This window comes from Streptomyces oceani (assembly GCF_001751245.1).
Classification (GTDB): domain Bacteria; phylum Actinomycetota; class Actinomycetes; order Streptomycetales; family Streptomycetaceae; genus Streptomyces; species Streptomyces oceani.
Genome location: NZ_LJGU01000151.1, coordinates 69,718 through 96,704 on the forward strand (window position 1 = coordinate 69,718; position 26,987 = coordinate 96,704).

A 26,987-nucleotide genomic window follows, 5' to 3' on the forward strand; every position below is an offset into this window, starting at 1 on the left:
TGTCAAACGGGAAATATCCACAACGCCACTCGAACGGTAATCCGATGCGCTTTCTCGCGGTACGGTACACCGGCCCCGCGGCGCGGGTCGTACACAGCAGGCTACGTCCAGTCGGGCACTGGCGCCCGCACTCCGCCAAGCTCGTCAGCGGGGCCCCGCAGGCTTCGCGGACTCCGCCTGTGGCCGCAACACGTAGCCCGTGTAGCCGTATTCCGTGCCGTACGAACGTCGCAGGTCGATCTCGCGGTGCTGGAGATCCATGGCCGCCCGCATGCCCGGAAGATCCGGGTCGAGCCCGGCCATCCGTTCGAGGAGTGGGGTGTAGTACTCCTCGAACCAGTCACTGTCCGGCTGGGTACGGCTGGCGATCACCGTGTAGCCGGCGTGCACCGCGGTGTCGATGTTCGCCGCGGGGGAGCTGAGCGGATAGAGCGCGTCCCAGTAGGCGCGGGCCGGAGCGGATGGCTCCGGAACCAGCCACTCACACTCGCTGACCATCAGCGTGCCGCCTGGTGCGAGCAGTCGCCGCCAGATGCGCAGGCCGGTGGCGAAACCGAGGTTGTAGACCGAGCCCTCGGCCCACACCAGGTCGAACGAGCCGGCCGGATACGGCAGGCTCGCGAAGTCGAGGGGCGCGGCATGGATGCGGTCCGCGAGCCCGCGACGTTCCGCTTCCTGCCGCAGCTGGATCAGGAAGGGTTCGTACAGGTCGACGGCCGTGACCTCCGCCCCCGCCTCCTCGGCCAGCAGCAACGCGGCCCGACCGGGCCCGCAGCCCAGGTCCAGGACTCGGGGCGACGGTGGCAGCGGGCCGGCGAGCGCGAACAGCGCGCGGGTCGTCGCGTCCGAGCCTGGCCCTTGCCGGGGCAGGTCACGGTGGATGGTCAGGGACGCCTCGAGGACGTCGGGGTCACTGAAGATGTCGGACAACGGAATTCCCGTGGTGTCGGGGGCCGTGTCAGCGCCGTACGCGTCAGAGCACAGCCCGGGAGATGAGAACGACTCCTGTGCCACCCAGGGCAGCTGTCGCCATCGGGCACATCGCTCTCACCTCCGCTTCCTCCGTGTCCGTATGATCCGGGCGCGCCGTGGACCACGTGTCGTAGGGCGTGCGCGCTCCCGCACGCTCTCGGCGTACGAGCCGGGGAACCGTAGCACGGGATGCCCGGCCCGGGACCGGCTCCACCCCGGCAACCCGACGCGAGCAGCCCGCCTGCGGCGACGGTCAGCGGCCGATCCCACAGCCCGGAGTCACGAGATCGGAGCCCGGAGCCCGCAGCTCCAGCCACCGCTGTCAGCCGGACAACAGCAGCCAACCCCCGACGGCGGCCGAGAGCACGCCGACACATCCGGCCAGGGTGGCCGCGGTGACCTGCGGCACGCCTGCCGCGACCGGCAGGCGCTGCCACAGCCTGGTCACCGTCCACAGCAGCAGTCCCACGCCGAACAGCGCGAAGGACGAACCGCCCAGCAGCGTGGGTCCACTCGTCATGCCAGCACGGTGACAGCGGGGACCCACCGCGCCGGGACGCGCGCCGGGCCCGCGTACGAAATCCGGGTGAACGTGGCGTGCGACTGGTTGACCGGCGAACCGGCTGCCCGGCGCCCGGCTGCCCGGCTGACCGGCTGACCGGCTGACCGGCTGACCGGCTGACCGGCTGACCGGCTGACCGGCTGACCGGCCAGGACCCTAGGAGACCGGCACCGGGATCAGGAAGCCCTGCTCGACCAGCAGCCGGATCGCCTCCGGCGTACGGTCCCGCAGCTGCACCGAGTCCTCCCCCAGCAGTTGGGCGATAGCGTCCAGAATCCGCCCCGCCGGCAGCGAGCCGTCACACACTCCCGCGAAGCCCGCTCCCACGGTGTCCACCTTGCTGGCTCGGCGCATCCCGCGGTGCTGCCGCAGCACCACATGCTCCGGGTCCTCGGCTCCCGGCAGCCCCACCTGTTCCTGGACCACCTCGGGACTCAACTGGAAGTGCCAGGTCAGCAGCGCGGCGTCATCCGTACTCCGAAGGAAGTCCTGCCGGTCGAAGTGGGCGCGTACGACCTCGCCGAGCGGCTGCTCAACCGGGTGGGGCCATTCCTCCACGGTGATGGAGGGGTGCTCGGCGTCGGTAGCACGCAGGATGATCCAGCCGAAGCCCACGGCCTTCGTGCCGCGCGCCTCGAACTCGTCCAACCAGGCGCCGTACCGTCGCGCGTACTCCGCGGGGTCCCGCAGGTGGTCACCGGCGTCACGCAGCCACAGCTCGGCGTACTGCGTGACGTCCTGCACCTCGCGCTGCACGATCCACGCGTCACAGCCGGAGGGCACCCATCCGGCGACCCGTTCCCGCCAGTCCTCCCCCTCCTGGTGCTCCCAGTTGGCGAGCAGCTGGCAGTAGCCGCCCTCGGCCAGGTGGTCGGAGGCCTGCCGCACGATCCTGCGGCACAGCTCGTCGCCGCGCATGCCGCCGTCCCGGTAGCTGAGGCGGTCGCCGAGGGCGGCGGGCGAGATCACGAAGGGCGGATTGGAGACGATGAGGTCGTACGGCCCGTCGTCCGCGACGGCCTCGAAGAGCGAGCCCTCCCGGAGCTCCGGTTCGGGAGCCCCGGACAGTGCCAGGGTCAGCCAGGCGAAGCGCAGCGCACGCGGATTGACGTCGGTGGCGGTGACGTGGGTGGCGTGCTGAGCGGCGTGCAGTGCCTGGATACCGGAACCGGTTCCGAGGTCCAGAGCCCGGGCAGCGGGCGTACGTACCGTGATCCCGGCCAGGGTGGTGGCGGCGCCACCCACGCCGAGCACGAGCTCGGACCGGTCCGGGCCTTGCGGCGAGTCGTGCTGGTCCCCGTCCGGACCGGCCTCCGTCGAGGGAGTCAGGCCCCCGGCGCCACCGACCGAGCAGCCGAGGTCGGAGACGATCCACCAGTCGTCGCCATCCGGCCCGCCGTACGGCCGGACGTCGACGGCGGCTCGTACGGCGGCCGCGGACGCCCCCGGCTCGGACGACGGGTGCGCCGACTCCGCGGTGACCAGCCAACCGCCGGCCAACGCCTCGTCCACCGGCAGCGCCGCTCGCGCCTCGGCGAGGTCGACGGTCTGCCGTAGCAGGAAGAGCCGGACGAGCGTGGCCAGCGGGCCGCCCGTCCGAGTCGCTCGTAGAGCGGGCACGGTCTCACCGCGGCCGAGCGCCGCGTACGCCGTGGCGCCGAGCAACTCCAGGAGGCCGTCAGCGGTGTAGCGAGCGGCGAGCAGCGCCGACCGGAGCCGGGCGGTGGCATCGGGCGTGGGTTCGGGGAGCGGGAGCATCACCGCACCATCTTGACGTACGGGTGCCGCACGGCTGGAGGCCGCGCCAGGAGAGCGCCGTGCTCACTCGAACAGGACAACCTCCCGCCGGCGTACCGCCGTCCGTGCCCGTCGGTCGTCCCCCACTCGAAGAGCCTCGGGGCCGAAGAGTCGCGGCTGACGGCGGCCGTCGCCCGCGTCCCGCGACAGCGATCGCGGACGACACCCCGACGCCAGCGCGCTACGCGTCCGTCGTCTCTCCCGGAGACGCACGCTTACAGCCCGGCTGATCGGCCATCGCCTCGCCCAACTCGCCCGACTGCAGCTTCTGCAGCGACTTGTCGCCGCTCTTCCCGAGCTGGCCGAGCTTGGTCGCCACGTCCTTGAGCCCGGAGGCGAACTCCGACTGGTCCTTGGTGTCCAACTCGTCGACGGCCGTCTTCAGCTTCCCGTACTCCTTGGACAGGCCGTTGAGTTCGCCGACGGCGTTCTTGCGCAGCTTGGCGCCGTCGTCCACCGGTGGCTCCCCGGCCCTCTTGACCGCGTTCGCGAGGGACTTGTAGGCATCCGAGATGTCCTGGAAGGCGGCGGAGTCGGTCTTCTGCACCTCTTCGGGTGACTTCTGCTGTTGCGAAGCCTCGTTGATGGAGGTGTTGGCCTTCTGGATCTTCTTCACCTGGGGCTTCACCTGGTCACAGACCTCTTTGGCCCACTTGTCCGTCTCCTCGCTGCCGTCGTCACTGCCGCAGCCCGTCAGCGCCAGTACGAGCACCGCGCTGCCGGACAGCGCGGCCGTGAGCTTCTTCTTCACCGGATCGGTCCCTTTCCATGGCTCTTCCGGCCCGGAACATACACGCCGGGCAGCCACCGACGAGGAGTCGGACGACAGTTCTGTCCTCGGTTGAGCCGATTGCAGCACACTTCGGTTCCCGTCACACAGCGCTTCAACTCCACTCTCATGCGGGCGGGAGGACGTGCGTGGGGGCGGGCACGGCGCCAGTACGCCCCGCCCGCCCCGGTGTTACGGCAGGTCAGCGCCGCCCACCGCGCGAGTTGCGGCTAGGAGGCCGCGACTGGTTCGCCGGACTGCGTGACCCGTTCGGTGTTGCCTTCCTCACTCACCGCGATACCACGGCGCTTGGACACGTAGACGGCACCGACGATGATCGCGCCGGAAATCACCGCGACCGCCGCCCGTACCCCGGCACTCTTGTCATCGCCGTAACTGAACTGCACGACGGCGGGTGCGATGAGCAGCGCGACCAGGTTCATCACCTTCAACAGTGGGTTGATGGCCGGGCCTGCGGTGTCCTTGAAGGGGTCACCGACGGTGTCACCGATCACCGTGGCCTCGTGCGCCTCGCTGCCCTTGCCGCCGTGGTGGCCGTCCTCGACCATCTTCTTCGCGTTGTCCCACGCTCCCCCGGAGTTGGCGAGGAACACGGCCATCAGCGTGCCCGCCCCGATCGCTCCGGCGAGGAACGCGGCGAGCGCGCCGACCCCGAAGGTGAAACCGACGCAGATCGGCGCGAAGACCGCGAGCAGTCCCGGTGTCGTCAACTCCCTCAGCGCGTCCTTCGTACAGATGTCCACCACCCGGCCGTACTCCGGTTTCTCGGTGTGGTCCATGATCCCGGGCTTCTCCCGGAACTGCCGGCGTACTTCGAACACCACGGCACCGGCGGACCGGGACACCGCGTTGATCGCCAACCCCGAGAACAGGAAGACGACACTCGCTCCCAGCATCAGCCCGACTAGCGTGCTGGGCTGTGCGATGTCGAGCACTTCCAGCATCTCCGCGGCACCTTCGCCCGCCTCGCCGAGGGCCTTGGCGAGTTCGATCCGGTACGAGCCGAACAGCGCCGCCGCCGCCAGCACGGCCGTCGCGATCGCGATGCCCTTGGTGATGGCCTTGGTGGTGTTGCCGACCGCGTCGAGGTCCGTGAGCACCTGGGCGCCCTGACCGTCCACGTCACCGGACATCTCGGCGATGCCCTGGGCGTTGTCGGACACCGGCCCGAAGGTGTCCATGGCCACGATCACCCCGACCGTCGTCAGGAGTCCGGTGCCCGCCAAAGCGACGGCGAACAGGGCCAACATCAGGGTGCCGCCTCCGAGGAGGAAGGCGCCGTAGACGCTGAGCCCGATCAGGAGGGCCGTGTAGACGGCGGACTCCAGGCCAAGAGAGAAGCCGGAGAGCACCACCGTGGCGGGGCCGGTCAGCGAGGTCTGGCCGACGTCCCGGACGGGTTTGCGGGTGGTCTCCGTGAAGTAGCCGGTCAGTTGCTGGATCAACGCTGCCAGCACGATACCGATGGCGACGGCGGTCACGGCGAGCACCTGCGGGTTGCCGTCATGCGACTGGATCGCCGCCGGTACGTTCGCCAGATCCGCGTAGCTGGCGGGGAGGTAGCTGAAGGCCGCGACGGCGACCAACACCAGCGAGATCACCGCGGAGATGAAGAAGCCGCGGTTGATGGCGGTCATGCCGCTCCGGTCCGAGCTGCGGGGCGCGACGGCGAAGACACCGATCATCGCGGTGATCACTCCGATCGCTGGGACGACCAGCGGGAAGGCCAAGCCGGCGTCCCCGAACACCGCCGTACCGAGGATGAGCGCCGCGACCAGGGTCACCGCGTACGACTCGAACAGGTCGGCTGCCATGCCGGCGCAGTCGCCGACGTTGTCGCCGACGTTGTCGGCGATGGTGGCGGCGTTGCGCGGGTCGTCCTCGGGGATGCCCTGTTCGACCTTGCCGACGAGGTCGGCACCGACGTCGGCGGCCTTGGTGAAGATGCCGCCGCCGACTCGCATGAACATCGCGATCAACGCCGCGCCGAGGCCGAAACCCTCGAGCACCTTGGGAGCGTCGTTCGCGTACACCAACACGACGACAGCGGCGCCGAAGAGGCCGAGCCCGACCGTGAGCATTCCGACGACGCCACCGGTGCGAAAAGCGATCTTTGTTGCCGCGTGAGCCACGGTTTTGAGATCCGCGGCCGGCTCCCTTTCCGCATCCACTGTCGCCGCACGCGCCGCTGCCGCCACACGCACATTACTGCGCACCGCCAGCCACATGCCGATATAGCCAGTGGCCGCCGAGAAAGCAGCGCCGACCAGGAAGAACAATGATCGACCAAGGCGCTGGGTCATATCATCGGCCGGCAGGAGGAAGAGCAGGAAGAAGACCGCCACGGCGAATACGCCGAGCGTGCGCAATTGCCGTGCCAGGTAGGCGTTGGCGCCTTCCTGCACAGCCGCCGCGATCTTCTTCATGCTCTCTGTGCCCTCGTCGGCCGCGAGTACTTGTCGCACCAGCACCAATCCGAGACCGAGAGCCGCGAGGGCGACAACCGCGATCACGATGACAAGACCGCGGTTGCCGCTCGTCAGTGCGGCTTCAGCGAGATGGTGGTGCTGCTGAAGCTGAAGTGGGCTGAGTTGCCCCGCCATTCGTCCTCCTTGACGTTTGGCACATGGGCGCGCGCAAGCACGCTCAGGCGTCCTGCTGCAAGATGTGGACGGATTCTAGGGAGCACCACTGGATCAGCACAGAGTGCGGCATCAGCCAATTCGCCCGCCAGACAGCGAAGATCGAATGGACTGCACCGGAATAATTCCCTCTTTAGAGGGAAGCGGCCGAATTGACCGCGGCAATTAATGATCTTTAATTGATCTATTACGGGACGGACGGAGTCGGCGTCGCGGGCCAGCTCATACGGATGATTCCGCCCTGACCGTCAGCCGTGATCTCGACATCATCGACCAGCCCGCTGATCACGGCGAGACCCATCTCGCCCTCGGCCTCGTCGTCCTCGGCGGCCGGCTCCGGGAGCTCGTCACGAGCGCCCGGCACCAGTGCGCCGTTCGCCCCCGGGGCCTCGTCACCCACCTCGATGGAGAAGACCTTCTCGTCCTCGATCAGGGCCACCCGTACGGGACTTCCAACGCCGTTGCTGATATGGAGACCCACGGCCCGGGTACACGCCTCCCCGACAGCCAGTCGCACCTCGTCCAGCACGGACTCGTCGACCCCGGCTCGGCGAGCCACCGCGGCAGCCACCAGCCGCGCTGTCCGTACGTGCTCGGGAAGCGCGCTGAAACGGAGCTCCACGGTGGCCATGCCATCCCCTTGTCTACGGGCGGTGTTACAGCTATGCGTACACGGTCACGAGCCACCGGGTCAGCGGCGGCCACAGTCGACCAGCGGACCGGCCACCGCCGGCCCGCGCCACCCCACGGGGGGTGGGAGCGGTAAGCCGTCAGTCGGTGGCCGAGACGGCGTCGTCCACCGAGCTGTGGATCGGGAACACCTTGGTCAGGCCGGTGATACGGAAGATCTTGAGGATGCGCTCCTGGTTGCAGACCAGACGCAGGGACCCCTCATGGGCCCGCACACGCTTGAGACCACCGACGAGCACACCGAGACCGGTGGAGTCCAGGAAGTCGACACCTTCCATGTCCACGACCAGGTGGTAACTGCCGTCGTTCACAAGCTCGACGAGCTGCTCGCGCAACTTGGGCGCGGTGTATACATCAATCTCGCCACCGACCTCGACGATCGTGCGATCGCCAACAGTACGGGTCGACAGGGACAGGTCCACGGATCCTCCAGCACCTTGCTATCGAGCGGCCCGCCCCGGAGTACCCCAGCTGGGGCGCCTCGTTGGTCACCCACGCGGGGCAACGGCAGGGGACGGATCGGCAGCCGCAGAAGCATTCAATCACTTACCGGCAGGCGTGCACGACGCCTTCCGACGATTGTCGTTCGCGGCGATGACAAACTCGACGGCGATGGCCAACACCCACGAGCCCTCGACAGTGCTCGAACGTCTCGCCGCCACTCCGGACCGAGCTGCGCGCATCACCCACACGGAGTACGTCCCCGCACGCTCCGGTCGCCATGCGGCCTGGCCTGAACCGATCCGGCCGGAAGTGATCGCGGCCTTCCAGGCTGCCGGCATCCAACAGCCGTGGGCCCACCAGTCTCAGGTCGCGGATCAGGCACTGCGCGGTGTCTCCACGGTGGTGGCCACCGGAACCGCCTCCGGGAAGTCGCTGGCGTATCTCGCGCCCGTACTGAGCACCCTGGTAGACGGTGCCGAAGCGCCCAACGGTCGCGGCACCTGTGCCCTTTACCTGACCCCGACGAAAGCCCTGGCAGCGGACCAGCGCCGCTCGGTCAGCACCCTCGCGGCCCCGCTGGGCGACGCCGTACGAGCCGCGGCCTTCGACGGAGACACCCCAACCGAGGAACGCGACTGGATTCGGCTCTTCGGCAACTACGTGCTCACGAACCCGGACATGCTCCATCGCGGTCTGCTGCCAGCGCACTCCCGCTGGTCCTCCTTCCTTCGCGCGCTGCGCTACGTCGTCGTCGACGAGTGCCACACCTACCGCGGAATCTTCGGCTCGCACGTGGCACAGGTCCTCCGCCGTTTGCGGCGCCTGTGCGCGCACTACGGCTCGGAGCCGGTGTTCCTGCTCGCCTCCGCCACCGCGGCGGACCCGGCAAGCTCGGCCAGCCGACTTACGGGCGTACCGGTCACCGCCGTCACCGACGACGCCTCCCCACGCGGCGAACTGGTCTTCGCTCTGTGGGAGCCCCCGCTCACCGAGATGGAGGGAGAACATGGCGCCCCCGTACGGCGCACCGCCACCGCGGAAACCGCCGAGTTGCTCGCCGACCTGGCTGTGCAGGGCACGCGGACCGTCGCGTTCGTGCGTTCCCGACGCGGGGCCGAACTGGTTTCGGTGATCGCTCAGGAAAGGCTCACACAGATCGACCGCACGCTACCCGCCCGGATCGCGGCCTACCGGGGCGGCTACCTCCCCGAGGAGCGCCGTGGACTGGAACGGGCCCTGCACTCCGGGGAACTTCTCGGGCTCGCCGCGACCAACGCGCTCGAACTCGGCATCGACATCTCCGGTCTGGACGCTGTCCTCATCACGGGCTATCCAGGCACTCGAGCCTCCCTGTGGCAGCAGGCCGGACGTGCCGGCCGCACTGGTCAGGGCGCGCTGGCGGTGCTGATCGCCCGGGACGACCCACTGGACACGTATCTGGTGCACCACCCCGAGTCGGTCTTCCGTCATCCGGTCGAATCGACTGTCCTCGATCCCGACAATCCCTACGTGCTCGCGCCGCACCTGTGCGCCGCGGCCTCCGAGATTCCCCTGACGGGGGCCGATGCCCACCTCTTCGGACCGGAGTACGGGAAGCTGACGGATCAGCTGACGACGCGCGGACTGTTGCGGCGTAGAGGGGTGTCCTGGTACTGGACCAAGAGGGAACGTGCCGCCGACCTCACGGACATCCGCGGCGGCGGCGGACGGCCCGTACAGGTGGTCGAGACTGCCACGGGGCGGCTGCTGGGCACCGTCGACGCCGGGGCGGCGCACACCACCGTCCACGACGGTGCCGTCCACCTCCACCAAGGCCGGACCTATGTCGTACGGCACCTGGACCTCGAGGACGCCGTCGCCCTGGTCGAGGAGTCCAGTCCGCCCTGGACCACGATGGCCCGCGACACCACGTCCGTGACCATCCTGGAGACCGAAACCCAGGTCGCCTGGTCCGAGGGCTGCTTGCACTTCGGCTCCGTCGAGGTCACCCAACAGGTCGTCTCCTATCTCCGGCGCAAGCTCATCACCGGCGAGGTCCTCGGAGAGTCCAAGCTGGACCTGCCGCCGCGCACTCTGCGCACCCGCGCCGTGTGGTGGACAGTGACCGAGGAGCAGCTCGATCTCGCCGGGATCGGACCGGAGACACTGCCCGGAGCGCTGCACGCCGCCGAGCACGCCTCCATCGGCCTGCTGCCGTTGTTCGCCACCTGCGACCGCTGGGACATCGGTGGCGTCTCCTTTCCCAGCCACGGCGACACCCAACTGCCCACGGTCTTCGTCTACGACGGTCACCCGGGCGGAGCCGGATTCGCCGAACGCGGTTTCCACACCGCTCCCGAGTGGCTGACGGCCACTCGGGAGGCGATCACCTCGTGCGAGTGCGAAGCCGGCTGCCCGTCGTGCATTCAGTCGCCCAAGTGCGGTAACGGCAACGACCCGTTGCACAAGGCAGGCGCGATCCGGCTGCTTGCCCAGTTCCTCTCCGGCCGCCCCTGACGTCACCGTTCGGCCCCACGGCGGTAGTTGCCGCTCATCTCCGGCCCCCGCCTGGGCATCGACCGGGCCGGCCCGCGAGCGGGCACGCGCCGTGTAGGGGCCGGTTCGCACGCTCGTGGAGAGGTCAACCACCTCTCCGATGACGGCACAGCGGGTCACTCGAGCCTGCTGTTCCCGCGCGATGTCCCGGGCCATCGCGCAGGCCACCGACTCGCCTCGTAGAGCCTGGCCGGCCGCCGCCAACGCCGCGAGGTCCGCGGCGGAGGCTGCCCGCTGCCGGGCCTCCACGACCTCGGCGAAAGCCAGTACCAGAGCGAACGCGAGGCACAGCAGCATGGCGCAGAAGGCGACCCACACCGAGGCGGAGCCCTGGTCATCGTCCCGCGCCCGGGCGACAGCCGGTGTGTCACTCACGGATCGGCCCCCGCTCCCGGCTCCAGGAACCCGACAGCCTCCGCTTCCAGGGGCAGCGTCAACGGGCCGGGCCCGTCCATGCCGGCTCGCACGGTGACCCGGACCTTTCTCGCCCCGCTCCTGCCCTCGGTGGAGATTGCGATGTCGCTGTTCTCCGGTGCCACGGACCGAACCGCGTCGCGCACCGCCTCCGTTGGCTCGCCTCGCGCCGCCGCACGAGCACCGACCCGAGCGCCGTCCACACACTGGATCTGCGTCGCCCCGAGCACGATGCCCCACAGGAGGACGCCCACCACGAACACCAGGGTGGACAGCGCCACCGCGAGCTCCGCCGTGACGTAACCGGAGTCGTCGCGAATCTTCCCGCTGGTGCGCGGAGCACCGTGGAAAGCCGTCCGCCTCCTACCAGCTACGAGGAACCGGAGCAGCTCAGCACAGGGCCGGGGTCTCGGCTGGCGATCCTTGAATGGTGCCGGCCACCAGCAACGTCCGGAAACCGCCCCAGCGGCGCCGGAGTCGCATGCCGTACGGGTGAAGGGGCCGCTGGGGGCCAAGATCGGCCACCAAGGCAGGTCACCCGCCACGGAACCCAGCGAGCCCCGCGGCTCACGCCGGGACATGCAGCGCCTGCGTGAGCAGTTCCTGCAGCGCGCCCTGGATCACATCGCTCGTCACCAGCTTGTACAGCAGGGTGCCGAGGGCACAGGCGGCCAGGGTGCCGACGGCGTACTCGGCTGTGCTCATGCCCCGGTCAGCTTCAAGTCGAGTCCGTCGAATCCGGCCCCGGCACAGCCAAACCGCACGGCGAACGTGAACTGTCATCCTCTTCCCCTTCGTGAGGTACGTGTGCCGGCCCGCCAACCGGCGTGTGATGGCGGCGCGACGCGTTTCGTCCCCGGCCGCTCAGAGCAGCGAGTTGGTCAGCCCCAGCACGACGGGTGCCACCCCCACGGCCAAGAAGGCGGGAAGGAAGCAGAACCCCAGCGGACCGGCCACCCGGACAGCGGCACGGCGGGCACGCGCGGACGAGGCGCGCGTGCGATCAGCCCTGGTCCGGCCAGCGAGTCGGGTGACGGAGTCCACTGCTGGTACTCCTGCCGTGCCGGCCCGCTCCATGCAGCGGGCCAGTGCGCCACAGCCCGGTGAGAAACCGAACCTCTCCCAGACCACCGCTGGTTCCCCGCCCAGCCGCAGCTCTGTCGCGACCCGGCGCAACTGGTCGCCCAACGGGCCACCGACCGACCCGCCGACCGCCCCGGCGGCCTGCTCGGGCGCCGAGCCAGCGGCGAGGCAGGCGGCCATCAGTTCAGCCACCAGCGGCAGTTGTTCGTTCACCGCGTCAGCCTGCGCGCTCTCCGCCGGTGTCGCCTCGGTGCGGCGGCGCAACCACCAGCAGAGCGCCCCTCCACCGGTCGCGCCGACCAGCAAGCCGACGGCCCCGCCCACCATCAGCCAGCCCAGCAGCGTCGAGGTCAAAGCCGCCGCCGGCTCCCTTCTCCAACTCCGGCCGCACCGGGCCAGGAGGCCGCCACGCATCCGTACGACTGCCTGTCGTACCGCGCTGCCGGTGGTCCCGCCTCCGGGACCACGACTCATGCCGTGCGGCGAGTCGATGAGCTTCGCCGTTCGGCACCGCAACGCGCGCTCGTATCGACGACTCATCAGAGCGCTGGAGCAGCAGCCGATCGCGAGGAGCAGAGCCACGATCATCCACATCCTGGGGAACAAGTCCATGCTCACGGCGACCCGCTCCCTTCCGCCAGCCGCACGATCCAGGCGACCCAGGTCAGTCCGGCCCACTCCAGGAATCCGCCCACGGTGAGGAGCGCCAGGCCAGCCGGGGTATGCAACAGCACCCACAAGGGTTCGGCGCCCATGGCACTGCCCAGGAGGATGCCGAACAGGGGCAACATCGCGAGCAGCATCGCGGTGGATCTGGCACCCGCCAGGTGAGCTCGCAACTCCTCGGTCTGGTCCCGTTCAGCCCGCAACGCGGCAGCGACCCGGTCCAGGGCATCGGCGAGCCCCGCTCCGTTGTCCGTAGCCACCTGCCAGCAGGCGGCAGCCCCGCGCAGTCCCGCCGCACCGGGCAGACCTCCGGCAGCACGTAGCGCGTCCGGCACATCGCCGCCGTGTCGTGCGGCGGCCAGCACCATCGTCCCCGGGGTGCCGAGACCGCCGACCCCAGCGGTGAGCAGCGCGTGTTCCGGAAGGGCGCCGGCACGTAGCTCGCCGGCCACGCCCGTGCACAGGTCGATGACGGCGATCTGTCGCTCCTCAGCCGTACGCCGAGCTCGGCGGGTCCGGAGATGACGGCGCACCAGGGGAACGGCCAGCGCTCCGGCGACCAGGGGGAGCACGGACTGACCAACCAGTCCGACCGCCCCACCAGCCACCACGCACCACCACTCATGGCCCGCTCGCCGAGCCACGGACGGCAACGCCCCGCGACACGACTCCCGTGCCCGCGCGAACGCTCCCTTGCCCGGCGGAGTGTGGGCGATGCCTTCCGCCAACAGCGGTCGAGCACGTTTGGCCGGGCTTCCCGGCCCGGTCAGCAGCCATACGGCAGTTCCCACACAGGCCGTAGCCAGGCTCATCCGCAGTGTCTCCGGATCGTGCAGCTGCGTCGCGGCCAGGAACACCACGCTCGTTCCCGCGCTCACCAGGCACCTCCGGCTCGCGCGCACAGTCGCTCCAGCCGTGCGTGTCCCGCTTCCTCAGCGAAACCGTGCTGGCTCCAGGACGCCGCGGGTAGTGTCGTCACCAGTCCGGCCCGGTCCCGCTCCAGAACATGGATGTCGGCGATCCGTCGACGTCCCGTACGGTCCCGCACCAGGTGCACGACCGCGTCCAACGCGGCAGCCAACTGGCTGTGCAGGGCCGCCCGATCCAGGCCAGCCGTAGCCGCGAGCGCTTCCAGACGTGCCGGCACGTCAGCCGCGGCGTTGGCATGGACAGTGCCCGCGCCGCCCTCATGTCCGGTGTTCAGCGCGAGCAGGAGGTCCGTCACTTCCGCGCCGCGCACCTCTCCCACCACAAGGCGGTCTGGTCGCATCCGCAGCGCTTGTCGCACCAGGTCGCGGAGATCAACCCGGCCAACACCCTCCTGGTTCTCCGGTCGGCACTCAAGGCGCACCACGTGCGGGTGGTCGGGCCGCAGCTCCCCCGACTCCTCTGCGACAATGATCCGTTCGCCCCCACCAACCAGTCCGAGCAGGCTGCTCAACAGGGTGGTCTTTCCCGCCCCCGTGCCGCCGCTGACCAGGAAGGACAGCCGAGCGTCCAGCATCGCCCGAAGCAGTCGGTCGCCACCGGCCGGCAGGGTGCCGACCGCCATCAGCTCAGCAAGGCCGAACGCCCGAGGCCGCACGACCCGCAACGAGAGGCAGGTCGAACCGACCGCCACAGGCGGCAGTACCGCGTGCAGGCGCGCACCGCTGGGTAGACGGGCGTCGACCCAGGGTCGGGCGTCATCGAGCCGGCGTCCCGCAGACGTGGCCAAGCGTTGTGCGAGTTTGCGCACGGACGAGGTGTCGGGGAACTTCACCTCCGCCCGCTCCAGGCCCTTCCCCCGGTCCACCCACACCTGATCGGGCCGGGTGACGAGCACGTCCGTCACGTCCGGGTCTGCCAGGAGAGGCTCAAGAGGCCCGGCACCGACCATCTCCGAGCGCAGCGCTTCCACCACCCGCAGGATGGTGCTGTCTCCGAGTAGCCGTCCCTGTGCTCTGAGGGCCGCCGCGACGTGCGCGGGCGTGGGTTCGGAGTCCGTTTCGGCGAGCCGCAGCCGCACGGCGTCAAGCAGTGCCCTGCTGGTGGCGGGATCCGCACCGGTGGGAGGTTCCACGACCGACGGAGAGGAGAGCGCGAGTCCGTTCATGCCTCAGCACCTCCGCCGGCTGGCAGCGACAGCTTCCAGAACTCGCGACAGAAGCGCGCGACCGGGCCTGCTGCCTCGGAGCCGGGCGGGTCCCCCCGTTCGGCAGCCGCCGACAGTCCTGGCTCCCAGGGCAGTTCTCCGGCCAGTGGCAGGTCAAGGAGCCGTGCCACTTCCTCGTCGTCGAGGCCGGCAGCGTACTCCTCACCAGCGCGCCGCGTGACGGGCCCGACCGGGGCACGCACCACCGCGCGTAGATCCCGGAGCACCATCCCGGTACGCGTGGCGACGCGCTGCGCGGCAGCGACCGCGCGCAGTTCCGCGGGCACCACCAGCAAACCGAGGTCGAGATGCGCAAGTGCCTCGGCGACCGCCTCGTCCATCCTGCGCGGCAGGTCCACCACCACGATCTCGGCGTGCCGCTGGGCCGCGCCGAGCACGGACCTCATCGCGTGCTCCGAGACCACCACCGTGTCTCCGCGATCCCAGCTGAGCACGCTCAAGCCGTGCAGTCTCGGCAGTGACTCCTCGAGCGCCACACCGCCGACCCGCCCATGCGACTCGGTGAACGCCGACCATCGCAGCCCCTCCTCCCGTTCGCCGCCGAGCAGCACGTCGAGGCCACCACCGAACGAATCACCGTCGATCAGCATGGTGCGCCGACCCGTACCCGCGCCGGTGACCGCGAGCGCGCAGGCGAGCGTCGAGGCTCCCGCACCGCCGCGCCCGCCCAGCACCCCTACGGTCAGGGCCGGGCTCCCCGTCCCCTCAAGGGCGTCCGCGATGCGTCCGGTGAGCCACCGCTCGGCGTTGGGCAGGATGACCACGCCCTCCGCCCCCAAGCGTGCTCCGCGTTCCCAGACACCGGAGTCGTCCGGGTCCCTGCCGACCAGGAGCACACCCGCCCTCCGTGCGCTGCCGGGCGGGCCGGTGCCCGTGCCGTCCAAGCCGGCGCGGCCCACGGCGCAGTCGTCACCGACCAACACCAGCGGCGCCCGCTCCCATGCCGCCGCCGCACCCCAACTCGCCCATGCCGTGCGGTCCACGGGCGCGCCGTGTGCCACTTCGGCCGCTGCTCCGGCGGCGGCACAGAGTCGCAGTAGGTCATCGAGTAGTTCGTCGTCCTCTGTGACGATCAGGATGGTTTCGGCCATGGCCAACGCTCCCTCGTGGTTCCAATAGCTGGCCGTCCGGCCCGCGGGCTCGGACGGTCGCTGCGTGGAATCACTGTGCGTCGCGCCGAAAACGCTTGGTGATCTTGCGCCGAAACTGTGGATAACTTAGGGGCTGTGAATTATTCGATCGCTCAAACTAGTGAGTTTCGCAGAGACTTTCGCCGATTACACACCGTGACGGGTTTACTGGGCAGCGGAACGCACCCGATCCGGGCGGAGAAACGGCAACCAGGAGGCCGAGACATGAAAAAGCCCCCGACATGCGACGACCCCCGCCGGGGGGGAGAGCGGGGGTCGTCCCCACGGCCGACTCGGGGGGGAGGAGTCGGACCGGGGTAGCACGGTCGCGAACGATCCGTGACTTCCATGGTGTACCCGAGAGCCTTCTCAAGCAAACCAACGTGCTCTAGCTTACGCCGAATGGTTGGCGCTTATGCTCGCTCTTGTGGAAATCCCGTCGCTACCCCGTACCGCTGCCTTCTTCGATCTGGACAAGACGGTCATTGCGAAGTCGAGCACCCTCACCTTCGGCAAGTCGTTCTACCGCGGTGGCTTGATCAATCGCCGCGCCGTGCTGCGTACCGCCTACGCCCAGTTCGTGTATCTGGCCGGCGGCGCGGATCACGACCAGATGGAACGGATGCGCGAGTACCTCTCGGCTCTCTGCCGAGGCTGGAACGTCCAACAGGTGCGCGAGATCGTCGCCGAAACGATCCATGACCTCATCGACCCCATTATCTATGACGAAGCCGCCTCACTGATCGAGGAACATCACCTCGCGGGGCGGGACGTCGTCATCGTCTCCACCTCCGGGGCGGAGGTCGTGGAGCCCATCGGAAGGCTCATCGGCGCCGACCACGTGGTGGCCACCCGCATGGTCGTGGAGGGGGGTTGCTTCACCGGGGAGGTGGAGTACTACGCCTACGGCCCGACGAAGGCGGAGGCGATCGAGGAACTCGCCCGCTCCGAGGGGTACGACCTGTCACGCAGTTTCGCGTACAGCGACTCGGCGACGGATGTTCCGATGCTGGAGTCCGTCGGCCACCCGTACGCCGTGAACCCGGACCGCGCGCTGCGCAAGGAGGCACTGTCTCGCGACTGGCCGGTGCTCTCCTTCTCACGACCCGTCCGACTGAAGCAACGGGTGCCCTCGCTGTCGATGCCGTCCCGCCCGGTGATCGCCGTCGCCGGCGCCGCCATAGCGGCGGCGGCGACCACGGCGGGACTGGTCTGGTACGCCAGCAAGCGCCGCGACTGACCGAGTTCGGAGGGCTTTCGGCACCGACGGTCCGCGGAGTGCCCTGTTGCCCGATTCGAGGCGAGAAAGTCCAGAAGGCAAAGTTCTCCATGAGGGGGTTCCACCTGATCTCCCTCCGAGGTACAAAGGAGTCAACGGCCCGCGAGACCGTCCGGATCGATCGAAAAGGACTCCGGATCACGCAGAAGGCCCCACGGACCGGAAGCATGAAAACCGGGAACCCACGCGCAGCCGACCCGCGATACGGGCCAGTCGCACCAGGAGACGGGCACAGTCCCGACCTGATGGACACTAAAGTGAGCACGCACTGGTACCCCGGTGGACATGCTGGCGGCGGCGTCGCGCCTGAAGCGGCGCCGCCGCACCTCGTGCGGCACCAGGCCAGTCGGTCAACGCCTCACGGAGCAGCGTGCGAGCGGTACCGACTCGCCCGCCCTCAGGCCGCTCCGCGCTGCATCGCCTCACACACCGCCGTACTCTCGCGCACCCCCAACTCCACGGCTCGGCCGCAGTGCCCGATCCATGTCGCCATGCCGGCTGGCTCCCCGGAGCGGTAACCGGCCAGCGCCCGCGCGTACGCCTCGACGCCCCCCTCCGCGTGCCCCACCTCGGCGGGACACACCGCCTTGGGGTCGAGCCCGCTCGCCACCAGTACGGTTCGCTCGGCGGCCCGCGCCACCACGCCGTTGTACGAGCCGAACGGTCGCAGAGTCATCAACTCACCGTGCACCACCGCCGCGAGCACCAGGGCCGGGACGTTCGTGCCTCCCGTGGCCAGCCGCGCCAGCGCGTCGAGCCGGGCGGACACCTCGTCCACGTCGGGCAACGCCACTTCGGCCCCAGAAGCGCTCATGTCGCACGCGCTTGCCGCGCCAGTCGCCTCGGCGGCCTCCGCGCCCTCGTCGGAGACCGTCTCGCCCGCCAGCCTGGGCCGGCCCACGGTGTCGGCCGGTGCCACGCCACCTGCCGCCACCAGGTGCAGCCGGGCGAGGACACTGGGCGGCGAATGCCGCCACACCTCCAGCAGTTGTCCGCACTCACCAGTCACCCGCAGAGCGGCGCCGACCGTACGCGCCTCCGCTTCCGCCCCGAAGTCACTGCGCCGTCGAACCTCCTCCAACGCCCAGTCCGCGCCCGCCAGCGCCGCGGAGGCACGCGCCCCGCGCAGGGCCGACTCCGCGCTGACCTCGCTGCTGCGCCGACGCATCACACGATGTCCGTACAGCCGGTCGACGGCCTTCCGTAGGCCGGCCACCGCTTCTGGCACGCCAGGCAGCTCGGTCAACGGGGCCAGCGGGTCAGTGCTGTTACTCATGCGTATGACCCTACGCATCGACTCCGTCGCCGAACCCCCTCGATCGGGTGGTCTTGTTCACTCCGAATCACCACGCAGTGCATCCGCATGACTACGCTAACGAACATGAAGATCGCTTTCGTAGGCAAGGGCGGCAGCGGCAAGACCACGCTGTCCGCGCTGTTCATCCGGGGGCTCGCGGCCCAGGATCTCCCCGTGCTCGCGGTGGACGCCGATATCAACCAGCACCTGGGCGTCGCCCTCGGCATGGAGGAGGGGGACGCGGCGGCGCTGCCCGCTCTGGGCGCCAAGCTCCCACTGATCAAGGACTACCTCCGTGGGGGCAATCCCCGGATCACCTCCGCGGAGGCCATGATCAAAACCACTCCGCCCGGCGCGGGTTCACGACTGCTCCGGATCACCGAGGCCAATCCGGTCTACGACGCCTGCGCCCGCTCGGTCCTGCTGGAGGGCGGCAGCGTCCGCCTGCTGGCGACGGGCCCCTTCACCGAATCGGATCTTGGCGTGGCCTGCTATCACTCCAAGGTCGGGGCCGTTGAGCTGTGTCTGAATCATCTGGTTGACGGCCGCGACGAGTTCGTGGTCGTGGACATGACGGCGGGCAGTGACTCCTTCGCCTCCGGCATGTTCACTCGCTTCGACATGACCTTCCTGGTGGCCGAGCCGACCAGGAAGGGCGTCGCCGTCTATCGCCAGTACAAGGAGTACGCCCGCGACTACGACGTCACGCTTCGGGTCGTGGGGAACAAGGTGCAGACCAAGGACGATCTTTCCTTCCTCCGTGAGGAGGTGGGCGAGGACCTGATGGTCACGTTCGGACACTCGGACTGGGTGCGCTCCATGGAGAAGGGTCGGCAACGCCCGCTCGTCGAGCTGGAGTCCGCCAACCAGGAGGCCATCCGCGCGCTTCGGGGAGCAGCCGACGAGGCGTACGCCCGACGCGACTGGCAGCGCTACACACGCCAGATGGTGCACTTCCACCTGCGAAACGCCGAGAGTTGGGGCAACGCACGAACCGGAGCCGACCTGGCAGCGCAGGTCGACCCCGATTTCGTACTGACGGAGCGTACTCCCGTCCGCGTCGACCCGGCTCAGGTGACCTGACCACCCTCCGGGTCGACGAGGACCACGACGGAGACGCGGGAGGGGTGACTACCCGCCGGCCCCGGCGGACCCCGCGGGCTCGCCGGTGTCGGCGGAGTCCGTCTCCGATGTGGCGGGCTTGCTGAGGAACTTCTTCCAGCCCTCAGCCGGCTCCTGGCCGACCGGCAGGCCGCGCAGCTTCGCGAGGACCTTCGGATCCTGCGCGTCCAGCCAGTTGACGAGTTGTTCGAAGGAGACGCAGCGTACATCGTCCTTCACACAGATCTCCTTGATCACATCGGCCACGGCGTCCATGTAGATGCCGCCGTTCCACTGCTCGAAGTGGTTGCCGATGATCATCGGGGCACGGTTGCCCTCGTACGCCCGCTGGAAGCCCTGGATCAGGCCGTCGTGCATCTGCTTCTGGTACGCGGGCCACTTCGCGGGCGGGCCGTCCGGCGTCTTGGACTGGTTCGCCAGGAAGTTGTAGTCCATGGAGAGGGTCTCGAACGACTCACCAGGCATCGGGACCTGCTGGAGTGGCAGGTCCCAGAGGCCGGCTTCCTTGTCCGGCCACACCTGGGTGCCGTTACCGCTGGAGTCGTAGCGGAATCCCATGTCCTTGGCGGCCGGAAGCAGGTTCGTACGTCCCTCGAGGCAGGGCGTACGGCCGCCGATCAGCTCCTCCTCGTAGTCGAACGGCAACGGCTCCATGTCCTTCCAACCCGTCGTCGTCTTCCAGTTCTTCACGAACCACTTGGCCTGGCGGATCTCGCTCTTCCACTGCTTCGACGACCAACTGTCCACGCCGCCGGGGCCGCAGAAGTGACCGTTGAAGTGGGTGCCGATCTCGCTGCCATCCAGCCACGCCTTACGGGTCTGCTTCAGCGTGGACCTGATGTTCTCGTCCTTGAGGTAGCCGATGTCCGCGTCACCCGGGTCGTGACCCGGTGCGTGGTAGCGCTTCTTCTCGTCCTCCGGGAGGAGGTACATCCCGGTGAGGAAGTAGGTCATCGAGGCGTCGTACTTCTTGGCCAGCTCACGGAAGCGGGAGAAGAGCGCGTTGCTGTCCTCGCCGGCCCCGTCCCACGAGAAGACGACGAACTGCGGTGGCTTCTCACCTGGTTTGAGCTTCTTGGGAGTGGGCTGGTTGGGCTGCTTGCCCGTGTCAGCGGTGGAACCGTCTCCGATGAGCCGGGGCTTCGCCTTCCTTCCGTCGTTGTTGGCGTCCCCGTCCGACCCGGGATTGCCGGCGTCGTCCGTCCCGCTCCCGCATCCACCAAGCAGCACCGCCAACGCGGTCAGCCCCGCCGTGCACGCAGCCACGCGTCGAGCGGCTGTCATTGCCTCACCCCATTCTCATGATTGTGCGATGAACGTCTTTATGCGGATCCAACGTTGCACGCTGAGAGAGAGGGATTTGTATGACAAGCGGTTCCACATATTTTTTCACCCGTTGGGGTTAGCACCGGACGAGATGGTGGTGGGCCGCTTCACGAGGTCTTTACGCTTCGTTGCGCTCTTTTTACTGTCAGCGGCCACAAACGCGGTCACCCCCGCCACCGCGCGAGCGCATCCAAGTCCCCTTGACCTGCGACGTCCTCGTAGGAGAGCAACCCCATGCCCTCACCCAGCACTGCCCGACAGATCGCCCGGCGTCTATCGAAGACCCGACCGCACGCTGCTGACCTCTCCGCCTCGGTGGCGGTCTTCCTGATCGCCCTACCGCTCTCCCTCGGCATCGCCCTGACGGCCGGCGCCCCACTCCAGGCCGGTCTCGTCGCCGCCGCGGTGGGCGGTGTCGTCGGTGGCGCGCTCGGCGGTTCCGCACTCCAGGTCACCGGCCCCGCGGCTGGGCTCACCGTGATCACCGCGGACCTCATCCACCTCTACGGCTGGCGCACCACCTGCGCGATCACGATTGGCGCCGGGGTGCTGCAACTGGCCTTCGGGTGCCTACGCGTCGCCCGCGCCGCGCTCGCCGTAAGCCCGGCGATCGTGCACGGCATGCTGGCCGGCATCGGTGTCACGCTCGCGCTGGCCCAGGCACACATCATGCTTGGCGGCACGCCAGGGCACTCTCCCCTCGCCAACGCAACGGCACTGCCCGGCCAGCTCGCCGATCCGCGGCCCGGCGCGCTCACGGCGAGCGCTTTGACCGTCGGTGTACTGCTGGCGTGGCCGTGGTTGCACGGGCGGCTTCCGCAACATCGGCCGCTGACGCGGGCGCTGACGCTCCTGCCCGCCGCCCTGGTCGCGGTGGTGCTCGGCACGATCGTGACGACGGTCAGCGGTGCGTCGCTTCCCCTCGTGCATCTGCCCTCCTGGCACAGCCACGCGCTCCCCGAACCCCCGGACGGCCCCGTACTCGGCCTGCTCGCCGGAGTGCTCACGGTGGCGCTGGTGGCCAGCGTCCAGTCCCTGTTGTCCGCGGTGGCCATGGACAAGCTGACCGCGCGGCGCTCTGAGGAGCAGCGGGTGCCGCGCGCTGACCTGGACCGCGAACTGCGCGGCCTCGGCGCCGCCAACATGGTCTCCGGCGCGCTCGGCGGCCTTCCGGTGGCAGGCGTCGCCGTACGCAGCGCGGCCAATGTCGCGGCTGGGGCGATGAGCCGCAACTCCACGATGCTGCACGGCCTGTGGGTCCTGCTGGCCGCCGGACTACTGGTTCCGGTGCTGGAGCTGATCCCCCTCGCGGTGCTGGCGGCACTGGTGTTGGTCGTCGGCGTACGGATGGTCAAGCGCACGCACATCCGCGCGGTGACCCGGCACCGAGAGGCCCTCGTGTACGTCACCACGACCGTCGGCGTGGTGCTGCTGGGCGTGCTGCAGGGGATCGCGGTCGGCGGAGTGGTCGCGGTGACGATGGCTCTGCACCGACTGGCACGCACACGCGTCGTCCACCGCGTAACGGACGAAGGCCAGCACGTGCAGGTCCACGGGCAGTTGACGTTTCTCGCGGTGCCCCGGCTGAGCCGGGTGCTGGGGCGCCTGCCGGAGGGCAGTCACGTGCTGCTGGACCTGGATGGTTCCTTCATGGACCACGCGGCGTACGAGACGCTCGACGAGTGGCAGGCGACGCACGCCGCGCACGGCGGCAGCGTACGGATCTCCGCGAACTGCCGGTATCCCGGTGACGGCGGGGAGGGCGGTGCTGTCGGCAATCGCGGCGGTGGCGGGCACGGCGACGGCGGCGGGGACGGCGCGTGGCACGGCGGACGGGTCGGGCCTGGCGCCCACGCGACCAGCTGACTCCCCTTGGCACGAGCGGCTGGGCGACTCATGGCCGGGCCGCCGGGAGCCAAGTTATCCACAGGTCTCGAGTGGACGCTGTACCCGTACGGCCGTTAGTGCCAGGATCGGCAGGGTTGACCTTGTCTGCATTGATCACTAAGCATGCGGTTACTGGTCTACACCACTGCGAGAACCGGGAGCCCCATATGAACGAGAGTCCTTCCCTCGCCAACCTGCTCAAGGAGGAGCGGAGGTTCACACCACCGGCCGAGCTGGCCGCGCGCGCCAACGTCACCGCTACCGCCTACGAGCAGGCCGAGAACGACCGATTGGGGTTCTGGGCGACGCAGGCCCGTCGGCTCACCTGGGGCACCGAACCGACCGAGACTCTGGACTGGTCCAACCCCCCCTTCGCAAAATGGTTCGCCGACGGCAAGCTCAACGTCGCGTACAACTGCGTGGACCGACACGTCGAGGCGGGACTCGGCGACCGGGTGGCGATCCACTTCGAGGGCGAGCCCGGGGACACCCGTACGATCACCTACGCCGACCTGCAGCGCGAGGTGTCCCAGGCGGCCAACGCTCTGACAGAGCTGGGCGTCACCGCGGGCGACCGGGTCGCGATCTACCTGCCGATGATCCCGGAGACGATCGTCGCGATGCTGGCCTGTGCCCGGATCGGAGCGCCGCACTCGGTCGTCTTCGGGGGTTTCTCGGCGGACGCTCTGGCCACTCGTATCGAGGATGCCGACGCCCGGGTCGTCATCACCGCGGACGGCGGCTTCCGCAAGGGCAACCCGAGCGCGCTCAAGCCAGCCGTCGACGAGGCCCTGACCCGGCCCGGGACGGAGCGTGTGCGGCATGTGCTGGTGGTGCGCCGCACCGGACAGCCGGACGTCGAGTGGCATGAGGAGCGTGACCTGTGGTGGCACGAGGTGGTGGATCGGCAGCCGGAGCAGCACACTCCACAGGACTTCGACGCCGAACACCCGCTGTTCATCCTCTACACCTCCGGCACCACCGGTAAGCCGAAGGGCATCCTGCACACCACCGCCGGTTACCTCACCCAGGTCGCCTACACGCACCATGCGGTATTCGACCTCAAGCCCGAGTCGGACGTCTTCTGGTGCACCGCCGATGTCGGTTGGGTGACCGGCCACTCGTACATCGTCTACGGACCGCTGGCCAACGGCGCGACCGAGGTGCTGTACGAGGGCACGCCCGACTCACCGCACAAGGGCCGCTGGTGGGAGATCGTCGAGAAGTACGGCGTCACGCTGCTCTACACCGCGCCGACCGCGATCCGTGCCTGCATGAAGTGGGGCGACGAGATCCCGGCGAAGTTCGACCTGACCTCCCTGCGCATCCTGGGCTCGGTCGGGGAACCGATCAATCCGGAGGCGTGGGTCTGGTACCGGCACCACATCGGCGGCGACCGTACGCCCGTCGTGGACACCTGGTGGCAGACCGAGACCGGCGGCATCATGATCAGCCCGCTGCCGGGGGTGACCAACGCGAAGCCGGGCTCGGCTCAGGTGCCGCTGCCGGGTATCTCCGCGACCGTGGTGGACGACGAGGGACAAGCGGTGCCGGACGGTGGGGGCGGTTATCTCGTGCTCACTGATCCGTGGCCGGCCATGCTGCGCACGATCTGGGGAGATGACGAGCGCTTTCGGAGCACCTACTGGTCCCGCTTCGAGGGCAGCTACTTCGCCGGGGACGGCGCGAAGAAGGACGAGGATGGCGACGTCTGGCTGTTGGGCCGGGTGGACGACGTGATGCTCGTGTCCGGACACAACATCTCCACCACGGAGGTCGAGTCGGCTCTCGTGGCACACCCGAAGGTGGCCGAGGCCGCGGTCGTCGGCGCCACCGACCCGGAAACCACTCAGGCGATCTGCGCGTTCGTCATCCTGCGTGGCGCCGTGACGGAGGCGGAAGGTCTGACCGAGGAGCTGCGCACGCACGTCGCCAAGCAACTCGGGCCGATCGCCAAGCCGAAACGGATTCTGCCCGTGGCTGAGCTACCGAAGACCCGGTCGGGCAAGATCATGCGGCGGTTGTTGCGCGATGTCGCGGAGAACCGCGCGCTGGGTGATGTCAGCACACTGACCGACACCTCGGTGATGGACCTGATCCAGGCCAAGCTGCCGGGTGCGGACGACGACTGACGGCCGCTTATGCACCCACACGCCAGCACACAGGAGAGTGCGCAGGCGGGTACGCGGACGAATAGGTACATGTCGACGCGGCCCACGGGCGGGTGACCGTGGGTCCCGCCCGTGGGCGCGTGACGACGAGACCGCGCTGACCAGCTGGGCCGGATGCCGCGGGCCACGTAGGCGTACACGTGGATGTGGACGCACGCGTGTGTGTGGGCTGGGTGTGGCGTACAGCGCGGCCCCGCCTCGGCGAGTGCCACCAACCGTCCCGGGTCGCACGCCGTCCTCGCCCGACGTGCGCTCGCCACCGGCCGGTGTACGACCGCGGGAAGAGCGGCTTTCTGGCAGCAGAGACCGGGCGTACCAGCGGCAGAGGTCGGGCGACCAGCACCGGAGGTCGGACGACGGCGGTGCCGGGGCCGGCCCGCACCCCGACCCTTGCGGGCGCGCCGGGGGGCGGACCGGTCGGTAACCCGTGCGGCGCAGGGGCGTACGGTCGGTTGGGGACGTACGGTCAGGCGCGGGCCACCCTGCCGGCTGAGGAACCGCGGCGCGGCGGATGATGATGTCCGGCATGATCTGAGGGACCGCTCGACGCACGGGCGACCGTGCGCCAGCACTCACCTCACGCCTCGCCACAGCACAGAACAAATGACAGGAGACACCGATGAGCGCAGCCGACGACGGCCGCAGCCTCGGCCAGTTGGTCGCCTCGGCCACCACCGAGCTGTCCGCACTCGTGCACGACGAGATCGCGCTGGCCAAGGTCGAGATTCGGCAGGACGTCAAGCGCGGGGTGATCGGCAGCGGGGCCGGCATCGTCGCCATCGTGCTGATCCTCTTCTCGCTGCCGGTGTTGAGCTTCGCCGCGGCGTACGGCATCCACAACCTCGGCCTTGGTCTGGCCTGGTCGTTCCTGATCGTCGGTGGCGCGTTCATCCTGCTGGCGCTGCTGCTGGCACTGGTGGCCAAGATCATCCTGAAGCGCATCGAGCCGCCGAAGCGCACGATCGCCTCGGCCAAGCAGTCCGCCTCCGTGCTCTCCCACGCGAAGCCGCACCCGCGTGCGAGCGGTGACACGAGGGGAGCGGCCGAAGGGACCGCCACGGAGCCCACGGTTGTGACACGCTGAACGCATGAGGGCTCCGGACAGCGCGGAACCAGTCGTACGCCCGCCGGGGCCATGGACACACCGCGATGTGGCGGCAAACGGAGCACGGTTCCACATCGCGGAGTTGGGAGACGGACCGCTGGTCCTGCTGCTTCACGGCTTCCCGCAGTACTGGTGGACCTGGCGAGCGCAGTTGACGGCACTCGCGGACGCCGGATACCGCGCCGTGGCCATGGACCTGCGCGGTGTCGGCGGCAGTGACCGTACGCCCCGCGGCTACGATCCGGCGAACCTCGCGCTGGACGTGACCGGAGTGATCCGTTCGCTGGGCGAGTCGGACGCGGCGCTCGTCGGACACGACCTTGGTGGCTATCTGGCCTGGACAGCGGCAGTGATGCGGCCCAAGCTGGTCCGCCGGCTGGTGGTTGCCTCCATGCCCCATCCACGGCGGTGGCGAGCGGCGATGCTCGGGGATGTGCGGCAGACCGTGGCGGGCGCGTACGTCTGGGGCTTCCAGCGGCCCTGGCTGCCCGAACGTCAACTCGTCGCGAACGGCGGGGCCCTGGTGGGGCGACTGATCCGGGAATGGTCCGGGCCCGCGCAGGGCGCGTCGATGGCGGTGGAGAACTATCAGCGGGCGATGTGCGTGCCGTCCACGGCCCACTGCTCGGTGGAGCCGTACCGCTGGCTGGTCCGCTCGCTGGGCAGACCGGACGGTTTCCAGTTCAATCGGCGCATGAAGCGGCCGGTTCGGGTGCCTACGCTTCATCTGCACGGTTCTCTTGATCCGGTGCTCCGCACGCGGAGCGCGGCTGGTTCCGGGAAGTATGTGGAAGCGCCCTACCGCTGGCGGCTGTTCGACGGGTTGGGGCACTTCCCGCAGGAGGAGGATCCGACGGCGTTCTCCGGCGAGCTGATCGACTGGCTGCGCGATCCGGAACCGGACCGGTGAGCCAGCGTTC

Annotated in this window: 22 protein-coding genes and 1 pseudogene; 7 read left to right on the forward strand and 16 right to left on the reverse strand. The window is 69.2% G+C overall.

Annotation, left to right across the window (positions count from 1 at the left end):
* Window positions 1-144: 144 nt before the first annotated feature.
* From AN216_RS23510 to bldG, 7 genes are all read right to left on the reverse strand, one after another.
* Window positions 145-930: a class I SAM-dependent methyltransferase gene (locus tag AN216_RS23510; protein ID WP_079166910.1), complete on the reverse strand. Its 786-nt coding sequence runs from the start codon at window positions 928-930 to the stop codon at window positions 145-147.
* 364 nt (window positions 931-1,294) lie between these two features.
* The gene (locus AN216_RS23515; RefSeq protein ID WP_070198721.1) at window positions 1,295-1,492 is read right to left on the reverse strand and encodes a hypothetical protein; all 198 of its coding nucleotides are present in this window, start codon (window positions 1,490-1,492) and stop codon (window positions 1,295-1,297) included.
* Between the two features lie 198 nt (window positions 1,493-1,690).
* Window positions 1,691-3,292 (reverse strand): DUF7059 domain-containing protein, encoded by a 1,602-nt coding sequence (locus AN216_RS23520; RefSeq protein ID WP_070198722.1) that lies wholly within the window; start codon window positions 3,290-3,292, stop codon window positions 1,691-1,693.
* Between the two features lie 220 nt (window positions 3,293-3,512).
* Complete coding sequence (locus AN216_RS23525) at window positions 3,513-4,082, reverse strand: small secreted protein (protein ID WP_070198723.1); 570 nt, start codon at window positions 4,080-4,082, stop codon at window positions 3,513-3,515.
* Between the two features lie 248 nt (window positions 4,083-4,330).
* Window positions 4,331-6,724 (reverse strand): sodium-translocating pyrophosphatase, encoded by a 2,394-nt coding sequence (locus AN216_RS23530; protein WP_070198724.1) that lies wholly within the window; start codon window positions 6,722-6,724, stop codon window positions 4,331-4,333.
* A 226-nt stretch (window positions 6,725-6,950) separates the two neighbouring features.
* Entirely contained in the window at window positions 6,951-7,394 is a 444-nt protein-coding gene (locus AN216_RS23535; protein ID WP_070198725.1) for an ATP-binding protein, read from the reverse strand.
* 139 nt (window positions 7,395-7,533) lie between these two features.
* Window positions 7,534-7,875: an anti-sigma factor antagonist BldG gene (bldG, locus tag AN216_RS23540; RefSeq protein ID WP_070198726.1), complete on the reverse strand. Its 342-nt coding sequence runs from the start codon at window positions 7,873-7,875 to the stop codon at window positions 7,534-7,536.
* A 172-nt stretch (window positions 7,876-8,047) separates the two neighbouring features.
* Between bldG and AN216_RS23545 the strand changes: the two genes are divergently transcribed.
* A complete protein-coding gene (locus AN216_RS23545; protein WP_070198727.1) occupies window positions 8,048-10,393 on the forward strand; it encodes a DEAD/DEAH box helicase in 2,346 nt (781 codons plus the stop codon).
* Window positions 10,394-10,468: 75 nt separating this feature from the next.
* Here the strand turns inward: AN216_RS23545 and AN216_RS30920 are convergent.
* The 7 genes and pseudogenes from AN216_RS30920 to ssd form a co-directional block, all read right to left on the reverse strand.
* A pseudogene (locus tag AN216_RS30920) lies at window positions 10,469-10,807 on the reverse strand (Rv3654c family TadE-like protein); the annotation flags it as partial.
* Complete coding sequence (locus tag AN216_RS23550) at window positions 10,804-11,127, reverse strand: TadE family type IV pilus minor pilin (RefSeq protein ID WP_244502622.1); 324 nt, start codon at window positions 11,125-11,127, stop codon at window positions 10,804-10,806. The pseudogene AN216_RS30920 and the gene AN216_RS23550, both read right to left, overlap by 4 nt.
* Before the next feature lie 286 nt (window positions 11,128-11,413).
* Window positions 11,414-11,629 carry a DUF4244 domain-containing protein gene (locus AN216_RS30750; protein ID WP_079166920.1) on the reverse strand — a complete coding sequence of 72 codons (216 nt, stop codon included), beginning with the start codon at window positions 11,627-11,629 and terminating at the stop codon, window positions 11,414-11,416.
* Between the two features lie 81 nt (window positions 11,630-11,710).
* Window positions 11,711-12,541 (reverse strand): type II secretion system F family protein, encoded by an 831-nt coding sequence (locus tag AN216_RS23555; protein ID WP_079166912.1) that lies wholly within the window; start codon window positions 12,539-12,541, stop codon window positions 11,711-11,713.
* A 2-nt stretch (window positions 12,542-12,543) separates the two neighbouring features.
* Window positions 12,544-13,473 (reverse strand): type II secretion system F family protein, encoded by a 930-nt coding sequence (locus AN216_RS23560; RefSeq protein WP_244502624.1) that lies wholly within the window; start codon window positions 13,471-13,473, stop codon window positions 12,544-12,546.
* A complete protein-coding gene (locus tag AN216_RS23565; protein WP_070198760.1) occupies window positions 13,470-14,615 on the reverse strand; it encodes a TadA family conjugal transfer-associated ATPase in 1,146 nt (381 codons plus the stop codon). The genes AN216_RS23560 and AN216_RS23565 overlap by 4 nt, the downstream gene beginning before the upstream one ends.
* Window positions 14,616-14,686: 71 nt before the next feature.
* Window positions 14,687-15,841: a septum site-determining protein Ssd gene (gene ssd, locus AN216_RS23570; protein ID WP_070198728.1), complete on the reverse strand. Its 1,155-nt coding sequence runs from the start codon at window positions 15,839-15,841 to the stop codon at window positions 14,687-14,689.
* Between the two features lie 454 nt (window positions 15,842-16,295).
* Here ssd and AN216_RS23575 point away from each other — a divergent pair, with 454 nt between their 5' ends.
* The gene (locus AN216_RS23575) at window positions 16,296-17,120 is read left to right on the forward strand and encodes an HAD family hydrolase (RefSeq protein WP_070198729.1); all 825 of its coding nucleotides are present in this window, start codon (window positions 16,296-16,298) and stop codon (window positions 17,118-17,120) included.
* A gap of 436 nt (window positions 17,121-17,556) precedes the next feature.
* Here AN216_RS23575 and AN216_RS23580 read toward each other — a convergent pair whose 3' ends face one another.
* Entirely contained in the window at window positions 17,557-18,435 is an 879-nt protein-coding gene (locus AN216_RS23580) for a Fic family protein (RefSeq protein ID WP_070198730.1), read from the reverse strand.
* A gap of 105 nt (window positions 18,436-18,540) precedes the next feature.
* On the opposite strand from AN216_RS23580, the gene AN216_RS23585 reads away from it, so the two are divergent.
* Window positions 18,541-19,539 (forward strand): ATP-binding protein, encoded by a 999-nt coding sequence (locus tag AN216_RS23585; RefSeq protein ID WP_070198731.1) that lies wholly within the window; start codon window positions 18,541-18,543, stop codon window positions 19,537-19,539.
* 48 nt (window positions 19,540-19,587) lie between these two features.
* Here AN216_RS23585 and AN216_RS23590 read toward each other — a convergent pair whose 3' ends face one another.
* Complete coding sequence (locus AN216_RS23590) at window positions 19,588-20,862, reverse strand: polysaccharide deacetylase family protein (RefSeq protein ID WP_070198732.1); 1,275 nt, start codon at window positions 20,860-20,862, stop codon at window positions 19,588-19,590.
* A 276-nt stretch (window positions 20,863-21,138) separates the two neighbouring features.
* On the opposite strand from AN216_RS23590, the gene AN216_RS23595 reads away from it, so the two are divergent.
* From AN216_RS23595 to AN216_RS23610, 4 genes are all read left to right on the forward strand, one after another.
* A complete protein-coding gene (locus AN216_RS23595; RefSeq protein ID WP_079166913.1) occupies window positions 21,139-22,770 on the forward strand; it encodes a SulP family inorganic anion transporter in 1,632 nt (543 codons plus the stop codon).
* A gap of 188 nt (window positions 22,771-22,958) precedes the next feature.
* On the forward strand, window positions 22,959-24,923 hold the full coding sequence (acs, locus tag AN216_RS23600; RefSeq protein WP_070198734.1) for an acetate--CoA ligase: 1,965 nt from the start codon (window positions 22,959-22,961) through the stop codon (window positions 24,921-24,923).
* Between the two features lie 658 nt (window positions 24,924-25,581).
* Window positions 25,582-26,046 (forward strand): phage holin family protein, encoded by a 465-nt coding sequence (locus AN216_RS23605; protein ID WP_070198735.1) that lies wholly within the window; start codon window positions 25,582-25,584, stop codon window positions 26,044-26,046.
* Window positions 26,047-26,050: 4 nt separating this feature from the next.
* Window positions 26,051-26,977, forward strand: coding sequence for an alpha/beta fold hydrolase (locus AN216_RS23610; protein ID WP_079166914.1), 927 nt, complete (start codon window positions 26,051-26,053; stop codon window positions 26,975-26,977).
* The last annotated feature ends 10 nt before the right edge of the window (window positions 26,978-26,987 follow it).